This window comes from Actinobacillus porcitonsillarum (assembly GCF_003101015.1).
GTDB classification, from domain to species: domain Bacteria; phylum Pseudomonadota; class Gammaproteobacteria; order Enterobacterales; family Pasteurellaceae; genus Haemophilus_A; species Haemophilus_A porcitonsillarum.
Genome location: NZ_CP029206.1, coordinates 1,593,986 through 1,613,009, shown reverse-complemented (window position 1 = coordinate 1,613,009; position 19,024 = coordinate 1,593,986). Strand labels below are relative to the sequence as shown.

The 19,024-nt window shown below is 38.2% G+C and carries 26 protein-coding genes and 1 pseudogene; 7 read left to right on the top strand and 20 right to left on the bottom strand.

Annotated elements, in window-relative coordinates:
- Window positions 1-14 precede the first annotated feature (14 nt).
- Window positions 15-1,025 (top strand): phage integrase, encoded by a 1,011-nt coding sequence (locus tag DDU33_RS07755; RefSeq protein ID WP_108924226.1) that lies wholly within the window; start codon window positions 15-17, stop codon window positions 1,023-1,025.
- A gap of 115 nt (window positions 1,026-1,140) precedes the next feature.
- A pseudogene (gene moaE / locus DDU33_RS07750) lies at window positions 1,141-1,254 on the top strand (molybdopterin synthase catalytic subunit MoaE); the annotation flags it as partial.
- A 4-nt stretch (window positions 1,255-1,258) separates the two neighbouring features.
- On the opposite strand, the gene rnm reads toward moaE, so the two are convergent.
- The 7 genes from rnm to ppx form a co-directional block, all read right to left on the bottom strand.
- Window positions 1,259-2,080, bottom strand: coding sequence for an RNase RNM (gene rnm / locus DDU33_RS07745; protein WP_005819356.1), 822 nt, complete (start codon window positions 2,078-2,080; stop codon window positions 1,259-1,261).
- Window positions 2,070-2,678: a DNA glycosylase gene (locus tag DDU33_RS07740; RefSeq protein ID WP_108924223.1), complete on the bottom strand. Its 609-nt coding sequence runs from the start codon at window positions 2,676-2,678 to the stop codon at window positions 2,070-2,072. The genes rnm and DDU33_RS07740 overlap by 11 nt, the downstream gene beginning before the upstream one ends.
- 77 nt (window positions 2,679-2,755) lie before the next feature.
- Window positions 2,756-3,853, bottom strand: a complete 1,098-nt coding sequence (gene hisC, locus DDU33_RS07735) for a histidinol-phosphate transaminase (protein WP_108924221.1) — start codon at window positions 3,851-3,853, stop codon at window positions 2,756-2,758.
- A 132-nt stretch (window positions 3,854-3,985) separates the two neighbouring features.
- On the bottom strand, window positions 3,986-5,074 hold the full coding sequence (gene serC / locus DDU33_RS07730; protein WP_108924219.1) for a 3-phosphoserine/phosphohydroxythreonine transaminase: 1,089 nt from the start codon (window positions 5,072-5,074) through the stop codon (window positions 3,986-3,988).
- Between the two features lie 125 nt (window positions 5,075-5,199).
- Window positions 5,200-6,099, bottom strand: coding sequence for a MurR/RpiR family transcriptional regulator (locus DDU33_RS07725; RefSeq protein WP_108924217.1), 900 nt, complete (start codon window positions 6,097-6,099; stop codon window positions 5,200-5,202).
- A 16-nt stretch (window positions 6,100-6,115) separates the two neighbouring features.
- Window positions 6,116-6,583 (bottom strand): N-acetylneuraminate anomerase, encoded by a 468-nt coding sequence (gene nanQ / locus DDU33_RS07720; protein WP_005819377.1) that lies wholly within the window; start codon window positions 6,581-6,583, stop codon window positions 6,116-6,118.
- Between the two features lie 198 nt (window positions 6,584-6,781).
- Complete coding sequence (ppx, locus tag DDU33_RS07715; RefSeq protein WP_108924215.1) at window positions 6,782-8,299, bottom strand: exopolyphosphatase; 1,518 nt, start codon at window positions 8,297-8,299, stop codon at window positions 6,782-6,784.
- A 217-nt stretch (window positions 8,300-8,516) separates the two neighbouring features.
- On the opposite strand from ppx, the gene DDU33_RS07710 reads away from it, so the two are divergent.
- Together DDU33_RS07710 and DDU33_RS07705 are read left to right on the top strand one after the other, a co-directional pair.
- A complete protein-coding gene (locus tag DDU33_RS07710) occupies window positions 8,517-8,849 on the top strand; it encodes a DUF496 family protein (RefSeq protein WP_005824209.1) in 333 nt (110 codons plus the stop codon).
- 404 nt (window positions 8,850-9,253) lie between these two features.
- Window positions 9,254-10,243 (top strand): tyrosine-type recombinase/integrase, encoded by a 990-nt coding sequence (locus tag DDU33_RS07705; RefSeq protein WP_108924213.1) that lies wholly within the window; start codon window positions 9,254-9,256, stop codon window positions 10,241-10,243.
- Window positions 10,244-10,277: 34 nt separating this feature from the next.
- Here the strand turns inward: DDU33_RS07705 and DDU33_RS07700 are convergent, their stop codons facing one another.
- The 3 genes from DDU33_RS07700 to DDU33_RS07690 form a co-directional block, all read right to left on the bottom strand.
- Entirely contained in the window at window positions 10,278-10,646 is a 369-nt protein-coding gene (locus DDU33_RS07700; protein ID WP_108924211.1) for a hypothetical protein, read from the bottom strand.
- Window positions 10,646-10,972 (bottom strand): hypothetical protein, encoded by a 327-nt coding sequence (locus DDU33_RS07695; RefSeq protein WP_108924209.1) that lies wholly within the window; start codon window positions 10,970-10,972, stop codon window positions 10,646-10,648. Before DDU33_RS07695 ends, DDU33_RS07700 begins: the two co-directional genes overlap by 1 nt.
- Window positions 10,973-11,053: 81 nt before the next feature.
- Entirely contained in the window at window positions 11,054-11,935 is an 882-nt protein-coding gene (locus DDU33_RS07690; RefSeq protein WP_157951833.1) for a phage antirepressor N-terminal domain-containing protein, read from the bottom strand.
- Window positions 11,936-11,979: 44 nt separating this feature from the next.
- On the opposite strand from DDU33_RS07690, the gene DDU33_RS10885 reads away from it, so the two are divergent.
- Window positions 11,980-12,147 carry a hypothetical protein gene (locus tag DDU33_RS10885; RefSeq protein ID WP_021118892.1) on the top strand — a complete coding sequence of 56 codons (168 nt, stop codon included), beginning with the start codon at window positions 11,980-11,982 and terminating at the stop codon, window positions 12,145-12,147.
- Between the two features lie 111 nt (window positions 12,148-12,258).
- Here DDU33_RS10885 and DDU33_RS07685 read toward each other — a convergent pair whose 3' ends face one another.
- Window positions 12,259-13,566: a restriction endonuclease gene (locus DDU33_RS07685; protein ID WP_157951832.1), complete on the bottom strand. Its 1,308-nt coding sequence runs from the start codon at window positions 13,564-13,566 to the stop codon at window positions 12,259-12,261.
- A 236-nt stretch (window positions 13,567-13,802) separates the two neighbouring features.
- Here DDU33_RS07685 and relB point away from each other — a divergent pair, with 236 nt between their 5' ends.
- Window positions 13,803-14,048, top strand: coding sequence for a type II toxin-antitoxin system RelB family antitoxin (gene relB, locus DDU33_RS07680; protein WP_021113536.1), 246 nt, complete (start codon window positions 13,803-13,805; stop codon window positions 14,046-14,048).
- On the top strand, window positions 14,008-14,286 hold the full coding sequence (locus DDU33_RS07675) for a type II toxin-antitoxin system RelE family toxin (RefSeq protein ID WP_021115974.1): 279 nt from the start codon (window positions 14,008-14,010) through the stop codon (window positions 14,284-14,286). Before relB ends, DDU33_RS07675 begins: the two co-directional genes overlap by 41 nt.
- A 45-nt stretch (window positions 14,287-14,331) precedes the next feature.
- Here the strand turns inward: DDU33_RS07675 and DDU33_RS07670 are convergent, their stop codons facing one another.
- From DDU33_RS07670 to DDU33_RS07630, 9 genes are all read right to left on the bottom strand, one after another.
- Window positions 14,332-14,679 carry a hypothetical protein gene (locus tag DDU33_RS07670; RefSeq protein ID WP_108924205.1) on the bottom strand — a complete coding sequence of 116 codons (348 nt, stop codon included), beginning with the start codon at window positions 14,677-14,679 and terminating at the stop codon, window positions 14,332-14,334.
- A complete protein-coding gene (locus tag DDU33_RS07665) occupies window positions 14,669-14,998 on the bottom strand; it encodes a hypothetical protein (protein WP_108924203.1) in 330 nt (109 codons plus the stop codon). The genes DDU33_RS07670 and DDU33_RS07665 overlap by 11 nt, the downstream gene beginning before the upstream one ends.
- Window positions 14,999-15,064: 66 nt before the next feature.
- Entirely contained in the window at window positions 15,065-15,946 is an 882-nt protein-coding gene (locus DDU33_RS07660; RefSeq protein WP_108924202.1) for a hypothetical protein, read from the bottom strand.
- Between the two features lie 3 nt (window positions 15,947-15,949).
- The gene (locus DDU33_RS07655) at window positions 15,950-16,162 is read right to left on the bottom strand and encodes a hypothetical protein (protein ID WP_108924200.1); all 213 of its coding nucleotides are present in this window, start codon (window positions 16,160-16,162) and stop codon (window positions 15,950-15,952) included.
- Window positions 16,163-16,232: 70 nt separating this feature from the next.
- Window positions 16,233-16,607 (bottom strand): hypothetical protein, encoded by a 375-nt coding sequence (locus tag DDU33_RS07650; RefSeq protein ID WP_108924198.1) that lies wholly within the window; start codon window positions 16,605-16,607, stop codon window positions 16,233-16,235.
- The gene (locus DDU33_RS07645; RefSeq protein ID WP_108924196.1) at window positions 16,585-16,773 is read right to left on the bottom strand and encodes a hypothetical protein; all 189 of its coding nucleotides are present in this window, start codon (window positions 16,771-16,773) and stop codon (window positions 16,585-16,587) included. The genes DDU33_RS07650 and DDU33_RS07645 overlap by 23 nt, the downstream gene beginning before the upstream one ends.
- Window positions 16,774-16,878: 105 nt before the next feature.
- Window positions 16,879-17,307 carry a hypothetical protein gene (locus tag DDU33_RS07640; RefSeq protein WP_108924194.1) on the bottom strand — a complete coding sequence of 143 codons (429 nt, stop codon included), beginning with the start codon at window positions 17,305-17,307 and terminating at the stop codon, window positions 16,879-16,881.
- A 2-nt stretch (window positions 17,308-17,309) separates the two neighbouring features.
- Window positions 17,310-17,789, bottom strand: a complete 480-nt coding sequence (locus DDU33_RS07635) for a hypothetical protein (RefSeq protein ID WP_108924192.1) — start codon at window positions 17,787-17,789, stop codon at window positions 17,310-17,312.
- Window positions 17,790-17,907: 118 nt separating this feature from the next.
- Window positions 17,908-18,909, bottom strand: a complete 1,002-nt coding sequence (locus DDU33_RS07630) for an LPD38 domain-containing protein (RefSeq protein WP_108924190.1) — start codon at window positions 18,907-18,909, stop codon at window positions 17,908-17,910.
- Window positions 18,910-19,024: the final 115 nt, after the last annotated feature.

Sequence of the window (19,024 nt, the reverse complement as noted above, 5' to 3'; positions counted from 1 at the left end):
TGGTAGATTAAATAATGTCTGTTCGTAAAGACAATACTAAAAACGGAAAATGGTTAGCTGAGTTTTATAAAGACGGTAAGCGTATTCGCCGTTGGTTTGATACCAAAGGGGAAGCGAGCCGTTTTTTTAATGCTGCAAAGAATCCATTAGCGAATATCGAAATTACCTCTACCCGAAAACGTTTTCGACCATTATTAGAGTTAGTTAATGATTGGTATGAGTTACACGGCAGAGGTATTACTAGTGGCGATCATGTATTTAATTCGCTTAAACGTATTGCTAACGATTTAGGTAATCCTAACGAAAATCAGGTTACTCCACTTTTACTTGCCGAATATCGTAGTAATCGACTGGCTGGAAAAATTGGACGTATTCAAGGTGTTGCCGCTAAACCCAAATCTATTAACACGGATTTAGCACATTTGCGAGCAATGTTTAATACTTTAGCGAATTTAGGTAAATTTAGTGGCGATAACCCTGTATCTGCTCTTACAAAACTGAAAGAATCAGAATCTGAAATATTCTTTTTACGAAGCGAACAAATTACACCGCTTTTAAAAGAGATTGATTCATTAGATTATGATTCCGGAGTAATGGCTAGGATTTGCCTTGCCACTGGTGCTCGTTGGGGCGAAGTTGAAAATCTACATTCATCACAAATTGTCCCTTATAAATTAACATTCACGAATACGAAAAGTAAGAAGAATAGAAGCGTGCCAATCAGTAAATCATTATTTGAAATGATTCCGAAGCGTACAGGGAAAATATTCAATCCACCCTATATTATTCGTTCTAATCTTCATAAAGTCATTATGGGGAGTGGTATAAAACTTCCGAAAGGCCGGGCTACTCACATTTTTCGTCACACATTTGCAAGCCATTTTATGATGAATGGGGGCAATATTTTAGTCTTAAAAGATATTCTAGGGCATTCTGACATACAGATGACTATGCGTTATGCACATTTTGCACCATCACATTTAGAAACTGCTGTAACGTTAAATCCGCTAGAAAACTTAAAATAAGGTGGCTGTTTAGTGGCTGTATTCGCCCCCTTATTTTACCTTATTTCCCCATTTATTTACCTTATAACACATTGTTTTTTATATAAACCATTGTTTTTAAAGGTGTTTGAAAGTAGTTATGGACTATCTGAAAACCAAAGCGCCATTCTGGAAGCGTGAAACCACCGACCACGGCGACCGTTGGATTGAAGGAAGAGAAAGCGACCAACAGGCCGCTAATAAATGGTAAACCTTTAACAAAAGCAAGACCAAATCGGCTTACACGTTTGAGGTAATTCCAACCCCTTACCTAATTCGATCCAGCCCGTTGGGTAATGGAAATCTGAACCTGCTGAAGCGTATAAATCAAATTCCGTTGCCCAACGTACAATTTGTTGTCGTTGGTCTGGTGTTTGCCCACAGCCTGCCACTTCAATACCATCGCCACCTGCTTCTTTAAAGGCAGTAATCAAACGGCGAAGCCAACGCCCCGTCATTTTATAGCGTAATGGATGTGCAATCGAAATGACACCACCGGCAAGATGTACGGTATCAATGGCTGTTTCTAAATCACACCACATCGGTTTCACATAAGCTGGCTTTCCACCGCTTAAATACTTCTTAAAGGCGTGTTCAACATTCCGAACATAGCCATTATCAACCAAAAAACGACCATAATGGGCACGTGTCACTTCTCCACTGGCTAAGGCTTTTGCACCTTCATAAGCGTCAGGAATACCTAATTTTGCAAGTTTTTCACCAATTTCGACCGCTCGTTGCTCTCGATAGAATGCTTGTTTTTCTAAAAGTTTTAAAAGTTGAGGGTTTTGCTCATCCACATTTAAAGCGGCTAAGTGAATATTTTTATCTTGCCAAACAATTGAAACTTCAACCCCAGAGATCAATTGGATTGGTTGGTTTTCTGCCGCCTTTTTCGCTTCCGCAATACCGGCAACCGTATCGTGATCGGTAATTGCCAGCATCTCAACACCTTGCTCCACGGCTCTTAACACTAATTCTGTCGGGCTAAGTAAGCCATCTGAAGCCGTTGTGTGCGTGTGTAAATCATACTTCATCAATTAACCCTGCATGTTTAAAAAATTGACGATATGCCTCCACCTTCTTCTCAAATTTAAGCGGATAGGCTCGAGAAGTAGAAGGCAAACGATAAAGATAAAGTGATCGGTCAGCAGAATAAGGGTAAGGCACACATTCATTGGTTTTAGGCGCTTTAACCTTTTCCGCCAACAAACCTAACAACGTTTCTGTCGCCAAACCGCCCGTAGTAAACAGCCATTGTAATTTAGGTAACTTAACTAACAACTCGTCCATATCAATAGGCTCAACAATTTTTAGATCTTTATCTGCTGCATTCCCTTTTAAGCGAATAGCCGTTTTTGCCGAAGAACAAAGCGCAATGCCCTTTTCGTGTAAAAACGCCTCGATCCGAACCGGATCAAAACGTTTCTCTTCCCCTACTCGGAAATAATCGCTCTCGCCATAAAATATTTGCCCCATAATCCGCCACATATCGTTTTGGAAATTAGGATAATGAAATTGCATACAGCGTTTTTCGTTGGTCGGTGGAAAAGTACCGACCATCGCCACCGTTGCATTAGGCGGTAAAATCGGTGCAAAAGGATGATGTTCGATAGGTTGAATGACTTGGTTCATAAAATAAAAGGGCTATTCAAAATAGCCCAATCCTAACGGGGAATAGTTGCTTTGTCTAGTAAAATTCCCTAACAATCTTAGTTCTTTAATACCTTAATCAAGGCTTTAAAGAAACGGTCGTTCTCTTCTGGTAAACCAATACTGATACGGAGATGATTTGGCATACCGTAACCAGCGATTGGGCGGACAATCACGCCTTCACGCAATAGGGCTTCATAAATCGGCGCTGCCGGTTGTTTGAAGTCAATCGTAATAAAGTTACCTTTGGAAGGGATATACTCTAAACCTTGTGCTTGGCAAAATGCTTCGTAGCGAGCCATTTCCAAGCGGTTATTTTCGGCAACTTTTTTGACAAATTCGTCATCATTCATGACGGCAACAGCTGAGGCTAATGCAAGGCTGTTACAGTTAAACGGTTGGCGAACTCGGTTCAGTAAATCGGCAATTTCAGGGTTAGACACCGCATAACCAATACGTAAGCCAGCTAAGCCGTAGGCTTTAGAAAGCGAACGAGAGATAATGAGGTTCGGGTATTTTTGTAATAATCCAAAAGAATTTAACCGCTCGTGTTCTGCAGTAAATTCGGTATAGGCTTCGTCTAACACAACAATCACATTTTCAGGCACTTCTGCTAAGAAGCGATCGACTTCTGCTTCCGTTAAAAAATTACCTGTTGGGTTGTTTGGGTTGGCGATAAAAATCAGTTTGGTTTTTTCATTGATTGCCGCAAGAAAGCCCTCTAAATCGTGTCCCCAATTTTTTGCTGGGATCTCACGCGCCACAGCGTTGATCGCTTTGGTTACAAGAGGATACACAATAAACGCATATTGGGAATAGATAATTTCATCTTTTTCGCCAGCAAAAGTATGAGCAAACAGCTCTAATAAGTCATTTGAACCATTGCCTAAAGTCACTTGATTTGGCGCTACGCCAAATTTTTTTGATACGGCGGCTTTTAATTCAAAACCATTTGCGTCCGGATAGCGAGTGAGATCGTTAAGTTGGTTGATAATCGCTTGTTTTGCACTTTCCGGAAAGCCAAATGGGTTCTCATTTGAGGCAAGTTTGATGATGTTGGTAATACCGAGTTCTCGTTCAAGTTCTTCAATCGGTTTACCTGCTTGGTAAGGTGAAAGCGATTTTACGCCTTCATTGGCAATGTTGATGTATTGCATAGCGATCCTTTGATGATGGTTTGTTAGGAGGTTATTTTCCTCCCCCTATTGTACTGTACAACCCTCACCCCTTACGGGAAAGGGACAGATTTTGCTTCGTTTAGAAGCAAAATCAGGGAGAGAGTTTGAGATTTATGCATTCTCTTTTGCAAATTTATCCATAAAAGCAATTAATGCTTCAACGCCTTCAATCGGCATTGCGTTATAGATGGAAGCACGCATACCGCCTAACACTTTATGTCCTTTTAAGGCTTGTAAACCACAAGCAGTCGCTTCTGCCACGAATTTTGCATTCAGTTCATCGTTATCGGTGCTAAAGGTTACGTTCATTACTGAGCGGTTTGGCTTCGCAATATAGTTGCGGTAGAAGGTGCTGTTATCTAAGTATTGATAAAGTTTTTCCGCTTTTGCTTGGTTGCGTTTTTCAACGGTGTCTAAGCCACCTTCCGCTAATAAATGTTTGAACACCAATGAGCAGAGATACCACGCAAATGTTGGTGGTGTGTTAATCATTGAGTCTGCGTTAGCTTGTGTTTCATAGTTCCAAATAGAAGGGGTTGCTTGGCGTGCTTTGCCGATGAGATCTTCACGCACGATCACGATCGTAATGCCTGCCGGCCCTAAATTTTTCTGTGCACCTGCATAAATTAAGCCAAATTTACTGATGTCGATACGGCTTGCTAAAATATCAGATGACATATCTGCCACTAATACCGCATTGCCTACGTTTGGAACCTCTTTAAATTGAACACCGGTAATGGTTTCGTTGGTGCAATAGTGAACATAGTCGTATTGCTCGGTGATGTCGCTGAAATCGGTGCGTGTAATAGAAATCACGCCATTTTCATCTTTTTCGGTTACGTTAAGCTCGTCAATTTCACAGAAATTACGTGCTTCTTTTGCAGCCATACCAGACCAATGACCGCTATTTAAATAGAGCGCTTTGCCTTTTGCGCCAATTAAGTTCATTGGAATTGCCGCAAACTGCCCTCTTGCACCACCTTGTAAGAATAAAATTTTGTAGTTATCTGGAATATTAAATAATTGGCGGAAATCTTTATCTGCTTCTGCAATCAGTTCCATAAAAAGTTTGCCACGGTGGCTCACTTCCATCACTGAAGTGCCTTGACCTTGCCAGTTTAAAAGCTCTTTTTGTGCTTGTTCTAAAACGGCTTTCGGCATCATTGCCGGACCTGCGCTGAAATTGTAAACTTGTGTCATTGTGTTTGCCTCTTTTTTAAATGAAAGTGGTTCCATTCTAGCGAAAACGTTTTGCATTGCAAATAACAAGCGGTTTAATTTGCAAGATTTTTTACAAATTAAACCGCTTGGAATTTTATCTAGCGTTACAATGTTGCGATATTTAGGTCATTTGATGCCTGTTTCGAACGATATTCTAAAATAATATCCATCGTTCGTTGTTTTTGTTGTAACGCAAATTCAAGATCACTTTGAACAAGCAAGATATAAATCAAATCTAATACGAAAAGTTGCGCCATTTTTGTGCCTAACGAGTCGCCTTGTATCTGTCCTTGTCGATTGCCGTTAATAAGCACGTAATCAGCAACATCAGTAATCGGCGAGCGAAGATTATGCGTTAAAGCAATGGTTGTTGCGCCATTTGCTTTTGCTAAGCGCAAACCTCGATTAGTTTCCTCTGAATAGCCGGAATGGCTTATGCCTATCACGACATCATCTGGTTTCAGCAAAACGGCTTGCATATAGATGAAGTGGTTATTACTGATTGCATCAACCTGAAAACCAATTCGCATTAATTTATATTTAAAATCTTCTGCGGTTAAACCTGATGCACCTGAGCCAAAGATAAAAATACGTTTTGCTTTTTTCAATGCTTGAACAGCTTTCTCTAATTCATCAAAATCTAATAAATTCAATGTTTCACTGATGACATTGTTTAGACTGGTTTGAAGCTTAGCTCCAATTTCTCGAGACGTATCTTGCTCTAGAACATCCGTTTCAAGCAATACACGTTTATCTTTTTCTTGTGTTGCCAACTCAATCGCTAAATCTAATTTGAAATCCGTATAGCCTTTATAACCTAATGTACGGCAAAAGCGAATGAACGTAGCTTCGCCGACATCAAGTTGAGTCGCAACTTCTGATAAAGAACATTGATTTAACAGTTGTGGCTGAGAAAGAATCGCTGCCGCAATTTTCTTTTCGGTTTTTGTTAAGCTGGTTTGTAATGCGCCTATGGTATCCAGAATTTTTCCTCGGGCAGACATTATTGGCCTCCTTTCGTTATAAAAGGGTAACCGGCACTTTTACTACTAATTTTTTTAGTTGTGCGTTTTTGCCATTTACACTATTCCCTGGTTTGTGTGGTTCGTAAGGCAGAAAAATCGCAAACATATTAGGTTGAAGTACCAAGTCATTTTTATGTTCGATCATCTCTGTTAATTGGTAATCATCTTCTTCTCGATATTCATCAAACTTTGTTAGATCAGGTTCTGATAATCCATACTCAATCATCTCTGTGCCGGAAATGAGGAGTTGAATATCAATAAATTTTCGATGCATTTCCGCTTTTTTCTCCTCCGCAGGCGTGGTTTCAAATTCCATCACGTTCATTCGAATCCCGTCTTCTAAATCTTGCCAGCCTAACGGAAGATTAGCTAAGTCAAGCGATTTCAGTTTTTCGCAAAGACGAGCAAAGACAGGAGGGAGCGATTTAGCATAATCTGCACGAGAAAGATCACCTAGTAACATATTGTATCCTTAATTAAAGTGGAGTTGATTTACTCCAAAATGAATTCATTTGAAGTTCTACTTCAACACTACTAGAGTAAATTTTTTGAGGAAAAATAACAAGAAGAAATCATGAAAAATGAGAAGTGGATCAAATTTTATCTTCGCTCATAACAAAAAAAGACACTTTCGTGCCTTTTTTGCAAAATATTCGACCATTTAAACCGCTTGTAAATCAAAGCCGATGGCATTCAATACTTTCTGTTCTTCTTGTAAATCAGCATAAATGAGCGGGTTTTGCGTTAAGAAATCTTCATCAAACTGTAACTGCCAATAATCCGACGTAATTTCTAACGCTAAATTTTGCGATGAATGTGTGGCTTGTCGAGAACGATTTAATAAAACCGCTAAACGGAACAAACGTAATAAAGTCATAATATCCCGATACTGGTAGCGATTTGTGCTACGAATATCACTGCGCTTAAAACCTTTTAAATGATAGCGCATTAAGGTGGCTAATAAATTTTGCTGTTCCGCATCGAACCCGGCTAAAGTGCTATTTGCAATCATATAGGCAGAATGTTTATTGATATTATTATGGTTAATAACAATACCGATTTCATGCAATACACTCGCCCATTTGAGCATTTCACGTAGTTCGGGAATTTGACGGCGATTTTTCCACAATTGAACTTGATCAAATAAGCGCAACGCCGTTTGCTCTACTCGATAAGCTTGGGCACGATCTAAGTTGAACTGGAGTGCAAGGGACTCTGCGGTACGCTGACGAATATCATCAACTTGAAAGGCTTTTTCCAAGCCATACATTACGCCTTCACGTAATGCGCCATCAGAATATCGCATACTTTCAATTTTAAAGGTATGGAAAAGTGCCAACAAAATAGCCAGCCCCGGCATTAACACATCCGCACGTTCTTCAAGCAAACCTTTTAATTGAATATCGTGTAACGAATTAAATTTTAAACAGTTATGAATAATCGCTTGTAACCGTTTTTCGTTAATGACGCCATCACGATAACCGTTAGCAATAAGCACCTTCGATACCGTTTTAATGGTGCCGGATGAACCTAATACATGTTGCCAGCCTAACGCACGATAATCCGCTTCTAAATCCTCAATTTTTTCCATTGCCAGCTGATAAGCGGCTTGGAATCTTTCACGTGTTAATTCCCCTTGTGGAAAAAAACGCTTAGCAAAACTGACGCACCCCATGTGTCGGCTTTCTGCGCGGAGCGGTTGAAACTCATCGCCAATAGTCATTTCTGTGGAACCACCGCCGATATCAACCACGAACTTTCGTCCTTTTTCGGGTTGGGTATGACTCACACCGGAATAAATTAAACGTGCTTCATCTTGTCCTGAAATAATTTGAATATCATACGGAAAAACTTTTTTGGCTTGATCCAAGAATTCTTGGTTATTTAAAGCACGGCGTAATGTATAAGTACCAACCACTTTCACATTTTCAGGCGCAAAACCTTGTAACCGGTCAGCAAATAAAGCTAAACAATCCACGCCACGTTGAATAGCCGCTTGATTTAAAATACGATTTTCATCTAAACCATCAGCTAAACGCACTCTTCGCTTAAGACGAGAAAGCACTTGAATCGATCCGTTCACGATACGTGCTACGATCATATGAAAACTGTTTGAGCCGAGATCAATGGCTGCAAATTCTCGTTGCGAGTTTGCGCCGGAATGAATATCAGAATGCATTAGCAAATACCCTGCTTTATGGAGTGACGTAGATTTAAATGATTTGAGTGTATCATTTTTTCTCAATAATCGCTTTGTTTTCCTCGGCTTTTTTCACTTTTTTTGATGTTTATTTATGCAAATGCATAATCTGCTGTAAAAGTTTTTGACGAATGGATTTAAAAGGTCTAGGATTTATAGTGTTTTTATTTCTATCTTTAATTTAGAGGATCTTTCTATGGCTGATGTAAAAAAACAATCTTTCCAAGATATGTTAGATTATGTGCATTTATACCGCTTAAAGAATAAATTACATCGTGAAACGGCTGATAACGACCGTAAAATTCGCGATAACCAAAAACGCGTATTGTTACTTGATAACCTCTCACAATATATCAACGATTCTATGAGCGTGAATGAAATTCGTGCGATCATTGCCAATATGCGTGATGACTATGAAAACCGTGTTGATGATTATATGATTCGTAACGCAGAGCTCTCTAAACAACGCCGTGAAATTCGTCAAAAAATGGCAGCTCATAAACAAGCACCAACAGAGAAAGCGGAATAATTTTCATAACCCCAACCAAGCGGTTAATTTCTGCAAGTTATTTGCGATTTCTTTTGACAAATTAACCGCTTACTCATCTTATTTGTTTAATCCTTCGTCATTTCACTTCATTTGACTAATTTATACTTGACTCTTTATAAAAAAAGCGTATTTTTAGCTTCGTTGTCGCAAGCCAATCGTTTGCGAAACAGAGAGGTGCAACATTCACGCATACTGTATTTTTCATACAAATCCTACCCAACCTCCAAAACCTACTATAACCACTTGATTTTATTAGATAAAATAACCTTTTTGCTTTCATAATATTGCTTTTTTCATTTCTTATTTTGTTTACTTTTTAGGTATTTTTGGGTATTTTTAGGAATGAATTACGCCAAAATTACGCCAAACAAGAGGGGGATATTATGGCTACAATACGAAAACGAGGAGATAAATATCGTGTTGAAGTGTCTAAAAACGGTATTAGAAAATCTGCTACTTTTAAAAGTAAAACAGAAGCAACACTATGGGGAATTGAGGAAGAAAATAAAATTGAATTGCAGAAAAAGGGGCTTCAGCCAGATACGCTTTTTATTGATGTGATCAGACGTTATCAAAAAGAGGTAACACCTACTAAGCGCGCAATCAAACAAGAATACAATCGAATCAACAGACTTATTACTCATCATGGGTGGTTGGTTGATAAGTATATTGCTGATATTACCACAGCAGATCTAGAAACTTACCTTAATCTACTATTAGAGAATGTCAAAGAAAGCACTGCAAGGAGAGAAATCTCCATCGTGAGCAATATATTTACTTATGCTTATGAGCGATGGAAGTACATCACGCAAAACCCGATGATGGGTCTAGCAATGCCAGCTAATGCTAAGCCGAGAACACAACGATTTTCTGATGAAGATATTGAAAAAATAATCTCTTTTAGTGGATATCGTAACGGCATTAAAGGATTAAGACAACGAGTTGCTGCTGCATTCTTATTCGCCATTGAAACTGCTATGCGTGCTGGAGAAATCAGCAACTTAACGTGGGATGATGTATCTTTTGAGAAGCGTACTGCATTCTTGCCTTTAACAAAAAATGGATCAAGTAGAATTGTTCCATTATCCAAAGAAGCCATCCGCATCTTGAAGCAATTAGAAGAGATTAAGTCCGATGATTCTGTTTTTGGTATTAACTCTAAAGTTATTGATCGCCAGTTTAGAATTATAAGGAGAAATACCGATCTTCTTGATCTGCATTTTCACGACACCAGGCGAGAGGCACTATCTCGATTAGCTAAAAAAGTAGATGTAATGACATTAGCGAAAATATCAGGGCATAAAGATATTAAAATCCTACTTAATACCTATTATGCCCCTGATATGAGTGATGTTGCGGATTTGTTGGATTAGATTTAAAAACAAGCCTCCAATATGGAGGCTTATTTTAACCACACCCACAACCTGACTGTTTACCGCAACAGTTCTCATCAAAATCACAACAACTGAAATCACTATTACAGACCGTTTCAGTCACACCCTGTTTTGTCACTTCCCATTTTACACAACTTCCTGTCGGAAAGGTTTTTGCTTCCGTACCGTCTTTTCCACGTTCGATTTTTACCTGATTACCAAATGCAATTGCTTTGACAATTTCCGCACCTGTGCCGTCATTGATAACCAAATAAGTGTGGTCTGCATCAAGTTTCGTTGCTAATGTTGCTGCATCATCAATTGGTAAAAGACCATCTGTTGATGATAGTTTTGCGTTTAAACTGGTTGAATAGCCGTTAAGCCATTTGTATTTTGTTGCCATTATTTACACCCCATACATTCGCTTGAAGTAAAGTAGCCGTTTTCGCTACTGCCCATATTACATTTGCAACCAAGATGAATTGGTACGCAGAATGGTTGGCAACCGTCTATGCGGATAATGCCTTGATAACGTCCTGATCGTGCTTTATAAAGTGCATCGTCCCACATAAACGTTACCGTGTCCGCCGTCATTTCTAAAGACGGATAAACAATGGTATCGCTACCGCCTACACGAGTAATTTCCATCGTGGCTTCGGTTGCGTTACCGCAGTTGTCGATTTGAAAGGTGGTTTTCGCCACTTGTTTGTTGATATGAATTGGTCGCATTAAGTTGCTCCTGTTTTGTTGAGATATAAAAAAACCGCTTACGTTTCGGTAAGCGGTCGGTTTTGTTTAAAATATTACAAATTAAAGCGTTGCAAGGCTAAAACTTCGTTGTTCATATTCACGTAAAGTTTTAAGTGCCTTGAAGTAGTGAGCTTGTCTGAACGGATCTAGCATTACGCCTTCAAACATTGGCTCAAGAAAACGTTTCATTAGGCTCAAGTTATTTCGATATTCGGTTACGTGAGTATATGCCATTACACCGTGTCGAGAGCCTAATAATTCGAGCGGTCTGTAAACTTGAGCCAGTAAATCTAGGCTGTTATATAATGCAAACCACGAACTAACAAGATCAAGAGCGGTTTCTTTATCGAGTTTAGGTTCTTCTTTTGGCTCATCAATGATCAACTCCCCTTCAAGATAGATTTTGTGAACATACTCCACCGCCATTCCCACTTGTTCAGGAGTTAGCTCGTCAATATGCTCAACATTAAAACGCTGATGAATAAGTGAGTAGGCATCGGAATAGATTAAACCTTTTTTACTCACTAAAGCACTGACTGCTTGTCGTAAGCCTGTGCGTTCGTCTGTGGTTGTTTTGCGTTCGGCTTTGCCAAAGTGCCAGTAATTGTAGAGAGCTTCAAAACATTCTTCTTGATACTGAATTACACGATCTTTCAGATCGGGACGAACTTTTTCAGGGTTAATGCTAAATAACCAGCCATTGAGTTTTTTAAGTGGCATACAGAGCATTTCGTAAGTTTTGCCGTCAGATCCAGTTGTTTTCATATGAGTACAACTGAATTTTTCTTTATTTCTTTGAAGTTTGGCTGATTGTGTACCTTGACTTAATCCCAAAGCATTAATGATTGGCAAAACGGCTGTATAAACCACATCATCAATTTTTAAAGTAATGAGATCCGTCCCGTAAAAAGAGATAGTTTGAGTTGAAATTTGATTTGTCATTTTGACACCTACTAATTTTTTGAGTAATGAGCAGTTAATTTCATATGAAATTGACTGGTGGTCGAGTGGCTCAAAAGCCTAGTAGTAAGCTGGACGTATTCCCCGAAGGTGTTGTATTAGTCGCCCACTCGACCATTGAAATAAATTTTACCTTTTCAACATCTAAATCTCTTGTGATTTGCTGGCAACAAACAAAAGAGTACGAATTTTAGATATAAAAAAACCGCAAAGGGTTTCGGTTGCGGATTACCGCTACTAAGGTTTTGAGACCTATGGAGCAAATATAAAGCAAAACCCTATTGATTGCAATAGGGTTTTGCTTATTAAGAAGAAAAACCTTTAAACTTAAAGGCTCGTCTAAAACCTTTATTTTCTGCTTCTTCTACTGTTTTTGCATAAAATTCATCTTCACCAGATATTTTTACTTTATCGTACATTTGATCAAACGGTAAATGGTAGATTTTTTCTCCCTGCTTTCCTACATTACATTTAATCATAGGATATCCTTTATCTAAGCTAAAATACTCTACATACTTAACTTTTAATTTGTCTGCTATATCTCTTGCTAATGGGCTTAATTGGGCAGTAGTATATAAAATACTCGTGTATTTTGCCTTTTTATTAGAGTTCTCCATTTTATGAAGTAAGGTGGTAGAAAATAGTTGAAAGATATGTCTTTCCCTAATTTCCCTATTTTTTGCCCAACACTTTGCCTGAATAACAATTACTTCATTACCTTTAGAACAGATAAGATCTTGCCCTAAGTCTTCAACTCCTTTTTCAATTCCTATAAATTGAATATCATATCCTTGTTTTTCATAAAAATAACCTAAGTAACGCTCATACATTTTACCAATATCCTTATTACTTAAATTACCTTGAATATATCGAGTTAAAGCAAGTTGATTTTTCTGTGTTGTAGAAAGAGCAGAATATTCCTCTGGATTTAGAAATCGATTAACTGGATCTACTCCTGATTTTACATAATTCGTATCTCTCGTTATTTCATCATTTAAGATCTCATTTTGATAATCCAACAAGAATGGGAAATATTCTTCATATGTCTTCAATTGATACTCTAGAAATTTATATTTTCTTAACAACTCCCTTCTTTCAAGTTGGATTTCAGCTAACTTCTCAGAAGCCTTTATTGCTGGATTTTTTTTGTTTTTAAAAAATTCAATCTCTGCAAAATCTTTTTCAGCAACAACTTCAATATATTGCTCAACAAGCCAGTATCTACCTGAAATATATGATTCCTGAAAAGAGCTATATAATCCTTCTAAAAAAGAATTTCTTTTTATTAAATTTTCTTTTTCTATTTCAAAGTTATTTATATCATTCTGCAAATTTAATTTCTTTAGCTCCAATTCACCAGTAACTCGTTGAGTTAGTGAATCAACATATTTTCTTCCCCTAGCTCTGATTTCGCGAGCTTCATTCTCCGCCTCTTTTTTTCTATTTTCAATTTCTCTAGATGTTTGAACTAAAAGTTTTTTAAAATCATCCCCATTCAACTTCTGTTCTAAATATCTTATTTTATTTCTAAGTTCTTCTTTAGACTCACCATCAAAATTAGTGTTATACAATACAAAAACAATTATTATACATATTACAATAATCACTTCCATACACATACCTCATTGGCAGAAAACCCACCAACATTCTACCCAAAAGTAATGCTAGTGTTCAACAGGGTTTTATATTTGAATTTGTCAAGTATCAAAATTTGTTTTTACGACACAGATCGAGAAAATAGATTTTGGTACTCAGCTCCAGTATGCTCACTAAAAATAGCATTATTACTTGTATTACAATTATTACTACCCTATACTTATCCAACATCTTAATGTAAGAGGATAACACTATGGCATTGACCGTAAGATTACCAGACGAATTACAACAACGCTTAGATCATCTCTCCGTCCAAACTGGGCGAGCAAAATCTTTTTATGTCAAAGAAGCATTAGAAGCCTATTTGGAAGATTTAGAAGATTTGCTCTTAGCTAATGCGGTTCTTGAGCGTGTCCGTTCAGGTAAAGAAAAAACCTATTCACTAGAGGAAGTCGAGAATGAGCTTAACTTGGAACGTCATCTTAGCGGAAACCGCTAAAAAGCAATTAGCCAAACTCGCTAAGAAAAATCCTCAACAGGCTCAACAAATTATCCGCTATCTTAAAACCTTAGCAACGCTCGAAAATCCACGAGATCGGGGCAAAGGTTTAGTCGGTGATTTATCCGGAATGTGGCGTTATCGTGTCGGCGATTATCGCATTATTTGCCATATTGATAATGGCGAATTGTTGATAACCGCCTTAGAAATCGGACATCGGAGAGAGATTTATCATTAATCAAAACCGCCTGTATCTCCACAGGCGGTTGGATTTAGTCGATTATTATTTATTGAGCTCAATAAGCTGATTTAATAATTGCTTTATCGCACTAATTTCATCTGAATAAGAGATCAAAAACACAATAAATGCAATGATACTAGCAGAAGCTGCAATCACAAAACCTGCAGCGGTTTTGTACCATTTACGTTCTGAAACAACAGTATCTAATTTGCTGTTCATTTCTGTTAATGTGTTCTCTATAGCATTGAGTTGATTGCCTAATGATTTCAGATCAGATTTAATGTTAATTAACTCTTCTTTGCGATCTTTTAATTCGGAATATGTAGAAGCATATGTGGCTAAAACAGAACCAACAATATACCCAGTATCGCTTGATGCATTATGGTTCATCTTTGCCAACCTCTAATTTTTTTAACACATTTTGTAACATATCAAGAGTAAGATCTAAAGAGAAAAATATATCTTTTTGGTGTTCAGGCGCAATACCGCCTGTTTGCAATAAGTTGGATTTTATATTATCCAATAAATCAATAATATCTTTCGCTTTTTCTGCCACTTCACTAGTGGTTGCTAATGGCAAAACAAGAGAGCGAACAACCATATCCAACCCTAATACACGGTTAAACAAAGATGAATAACGTTGTTCATTATATTGAACGAACTGTTCAAATTCTTCTCGTGTAACACAATTCTCCGATTTTTCCGACATAATTGTTCTCCTATTTGATTAAGGGATATTCTATACAAAAATTCAAATAAAAGGAAATTGAATATATCAAGTCCACAAATTATTTGCAAATGCCGGTATTGCGTAGCTTGCATTTCCCATTGCGCTTGCCATATTGCCCGTACCGATAGCCGCACCGATATTACTTAACCCAGCAACAGCTTGAGACCACCCTTCATACGGATTGATTTGGCTTGCCGCAGCTGCCGCTTGTTGGGCGGTGCGAATTGAATTGAGGCTGTCGCCAACACGTCCTTGAAAGAGTGCGTTCCATTTATAGACTTCCTCACGGTATTGGCTTTCACGTTGATGTTTACGCTCTTCTTCCATTCGGATTGCTTGGTTTGTGGCCAAAACAGCCGCTCTTGCTTCTGCAGCGTGAAGTTGGCGTAATGCGGTTCTCGTTGCCCCTACGCAATGAATGTTGCTTTCTCGTTGCACTTTATCTCTTGCTCGAGAAAACTCGCTACGCGCGGTGGAAATCGCACGATTTTTTGCCGTTTCGTAATCCACTTGGTAGCCTCTCTGCTCTCTTTCTCTTGCCTCATTCAGCATTGAAATTTCGATCGGTCGGCTGTTGTCATACCAATGATTAAAGAGTTTATCGCTTTTGTCTTTTTGGTTCGCCCAAATTTCATCAAAGCGATTTTGAGCTTGTTTTGCCACGTCGTGTTGTTTGTCGGCAAAGTAGAAACTTGCTGCTTGTTGGATTAGGGCAATCGCAAGATTTACTCTAGCATTATGCTGAACCGCTTTAAAATACTTACAAGCATAGTCTGCCATTGCCAATGCTCGGGCTTTTGCGCTGGCATCTGTTAATTTCCCTGAAGTGTCTTGGACACTTTGAATTTTTTTCTGAATGTCATCACAGTCAATATTTTCGCCAAAAATGGTTTCCGTAACCGTATCTAACATTGATTTTTCAGCCATAACCTAGTTCTCATTAAAGTGATGTAAATAGAGATACTCCGCTTTTTCCTTATATTCCATCATTTGATGAATAAGCTCTTTGACATATTCATCTCGTAATGGGGTTAATTGCGGAGCAGTGTATTTTTTGTATTCTTGATAAAGTAAGTCTTTACTGCCGTCTTTATCAGCTTGATCTTTGAGTTGGTCAATGATGGGTTTGAATTGGTTTGCCATAATCCTCCTGTTTTTTAGGTATAAAAAAACCGCCTACATTTCTGCAAGCGGTCGGTTATATGTAATAAGTTTACTTTTTGTCTCGTCTCAAAAATGCAACAGCCAACGAACCTAATCCAACAGCGGCTATTGTTGTTGCCAATGTTTCAAATCCAAGTATAGCTGCATAAATTGCACCGGCTATACTCCCAACACCAATAAATGCACCCAATAACAACGCACCTATTCTTTCAATAAAGGTGTAGCTAATCATTCTGCTATCCTGCTTACGTCGGTGTTCTGCTTCTTTCTTTGTTTGCTCTACAACAAAATCCACAATATCAGGTCTGAATTGTTGCAAATGTTCAAGAGATCTCACATCAAGAATTGGACTATCTACTTGGCTATGCGAGAGATGAATTTCGCTATTCGCATTGCGAGCTTTAATTTGCGTATTCTTTGCCATAAACTCTCACATTGTGGTTAATGCCTTTTACAACTTCGTTACAGCCTTTGCATAAGTTACGGCGATCTCGTTCAAATCCATTGTTAATATCTGGGTAATCCATAGGGCTTTTTAATACAGAAGAAACAATACTAAGATTGGTCACTCTCTTTAAAAACGCTAACATAACTTTCCCTCCTATTCAGAACTACCTTATGGTAGAGAGAAAATCATTTCTTGTCAAACCGCTTGTAACATTGGCTACAAGCGGTCGAAATTAAATTGGTTTTTACTATTCCGTGAACAGAGGATTATCAGGGTCATCTTCATAAGGGAACGGAATATGGATTGGCGAAAAACCAACAACCGTTACTTCTTCATTTGATACCTTGCGATAATGCAAAATCGCTGCTGATGTTAATCCGTCTAAATTCAATTTGAGTTGGTAAGTTAATGCACGGATTTTGGCATTTGGATCAAACTCTCCACAATGATAATGCCAAAAACGGTTGGCTTGATAATTTTCAGTGTTGGGAATTTCATCCAAATTATCATCAAGCCAAGAGGGTTTGTTTTTGCCCATTATTCCTTTATCCGCTCTTACATCTCGAATAAATGCAAACAACAATTCACGCTGTAATTCAGACATAAACGGTAAATCAATAAATTTTGCATTATTCGTTTTACCTTTCTTAAAAGACTCTGAAACATTCACTTTCATTTTTATACTCCAAAAATAAAAGCTCGGATTTCTTCATCCGTTGAATTTTCATCAAACGAAATCGCATTTGGACTATCCACTCTCGATAATAACACACGATCTGCCTCTTTCTTGTACTCATAGCTTTCATACAAGCGGTGCAATTTGTGGAAATTTTTGCTAAATAACGCTAAATTTTCGTCTAGCTCAGCCAATTTTCCACGATACTGCTGTGTTTCTTCCAAGAGTTTAATGGTGTTCTCAAAGCGTTGCGATAAATCAGGCACGCTGTCAAAAAAACGCACATCGGCATAAGCTAAACGATAGAACATTTCGATTGTGCCATTTGCCATTAAAATTGCACTGGCAATATGTGCAAAATCTTCTTCTGTCGCAAGGTTAAGCGTAACCGTTTGTTGAGATTGGTATTTTTCTACTGAATAGTCTGCCGGCATAAATGCTAAAGCTGATGCCAGCGTAAAACTAATTGGATCGACTAACATTCTATACTCCTATTGAGCATTGTTTTCTGTCTTTGGGCTAAATACGCTTTAGCCATCATATTACAAGTTAAAGTATGAAGCAAATAGATAAAACCGCACCCGAAAGTGCGGTTGGGTATTACCTTGATTTTGTGGTGTTTAGGCCTTGCATTTCACGCCATTGATTTAAAAGAGTACGCTGTACTACATCCATTTTTTGGTTATAGACTTTTAAACGTGCCTCATATACATTGGCGTTTATTGTCCCGCTTCGAAGTTGTCTGGTTAGTTTAGATTTCTCTTTTGTGGTATTAGCCATAAGCTTCTCATTACGCTCATGCCATTTCACAATTTTAAGCTTCTCTGCATCTAACCACCCTTCTAACTTACCACGCTCTTTACGAGAGTTATATTCGTTTGCAAGCGTTTGTGCTTCTTCACTTGCCTCATAGTAACGGCTTTGAATTGCAAACTCATTCGTTGTGCCAATCAATTGGTTTAAGAATGGGGTGCGAGTTCGTCTGCCAAGTTGTTCACGATTTGGATTTTCAATAAAAATCGTTTGTAGTTCTTTCAATGAGCCAAGCATTGAACCATACCCATCAAGGAGGTTTTTAATCTGTTCTGGGTGCATATCAATACCTAATACATCGTTTAATTCAACAGCAACATCTTTCCAAAATTGTGCGGTTGTTGATTTGGATTGTTCCGATTTTAATTTATCATCACGCACAAAATTAGTGGTGATTTGGCTACCAAATGCTGAACGATTTAACACATTTTGCATTAAAGGTTGCAGAATTGTTGGTGTTGCTGTTAAGGCAAGTTTTTCTAATGGAAATTTTGCAGCCGAAATTTCACTAGGGGAAATCGGTGCAAAGGTTCTCATGGAATGCACAAACATATTGGTTGCGGCTTCCGACATTGAAATATCTGCCATTCCTGCTTTCACGATATTCACAGAGAAATTCCATGCCATTTGTGGCATACCAAAACCCACAGGGATTTTGAAGTATTTGTCTAGGCCCAATGGGAGTGGAATATAACGTGTAATATCGCCAAGCTGATCCATTTTATTACCGCCCTCATCGTCATCATCTAACGCTCGTAATGCAGCATAAAGTGGCATCATTACCGCCATATATCACTTTGGGTTCACAATGGCGTATCTTATTTTCATATAGATAAACCAAAGACAATTAACTTTGGTTTTTTAATGAGACATGCTCTATGGAGCAAGGCAAAAGAATTGAGTA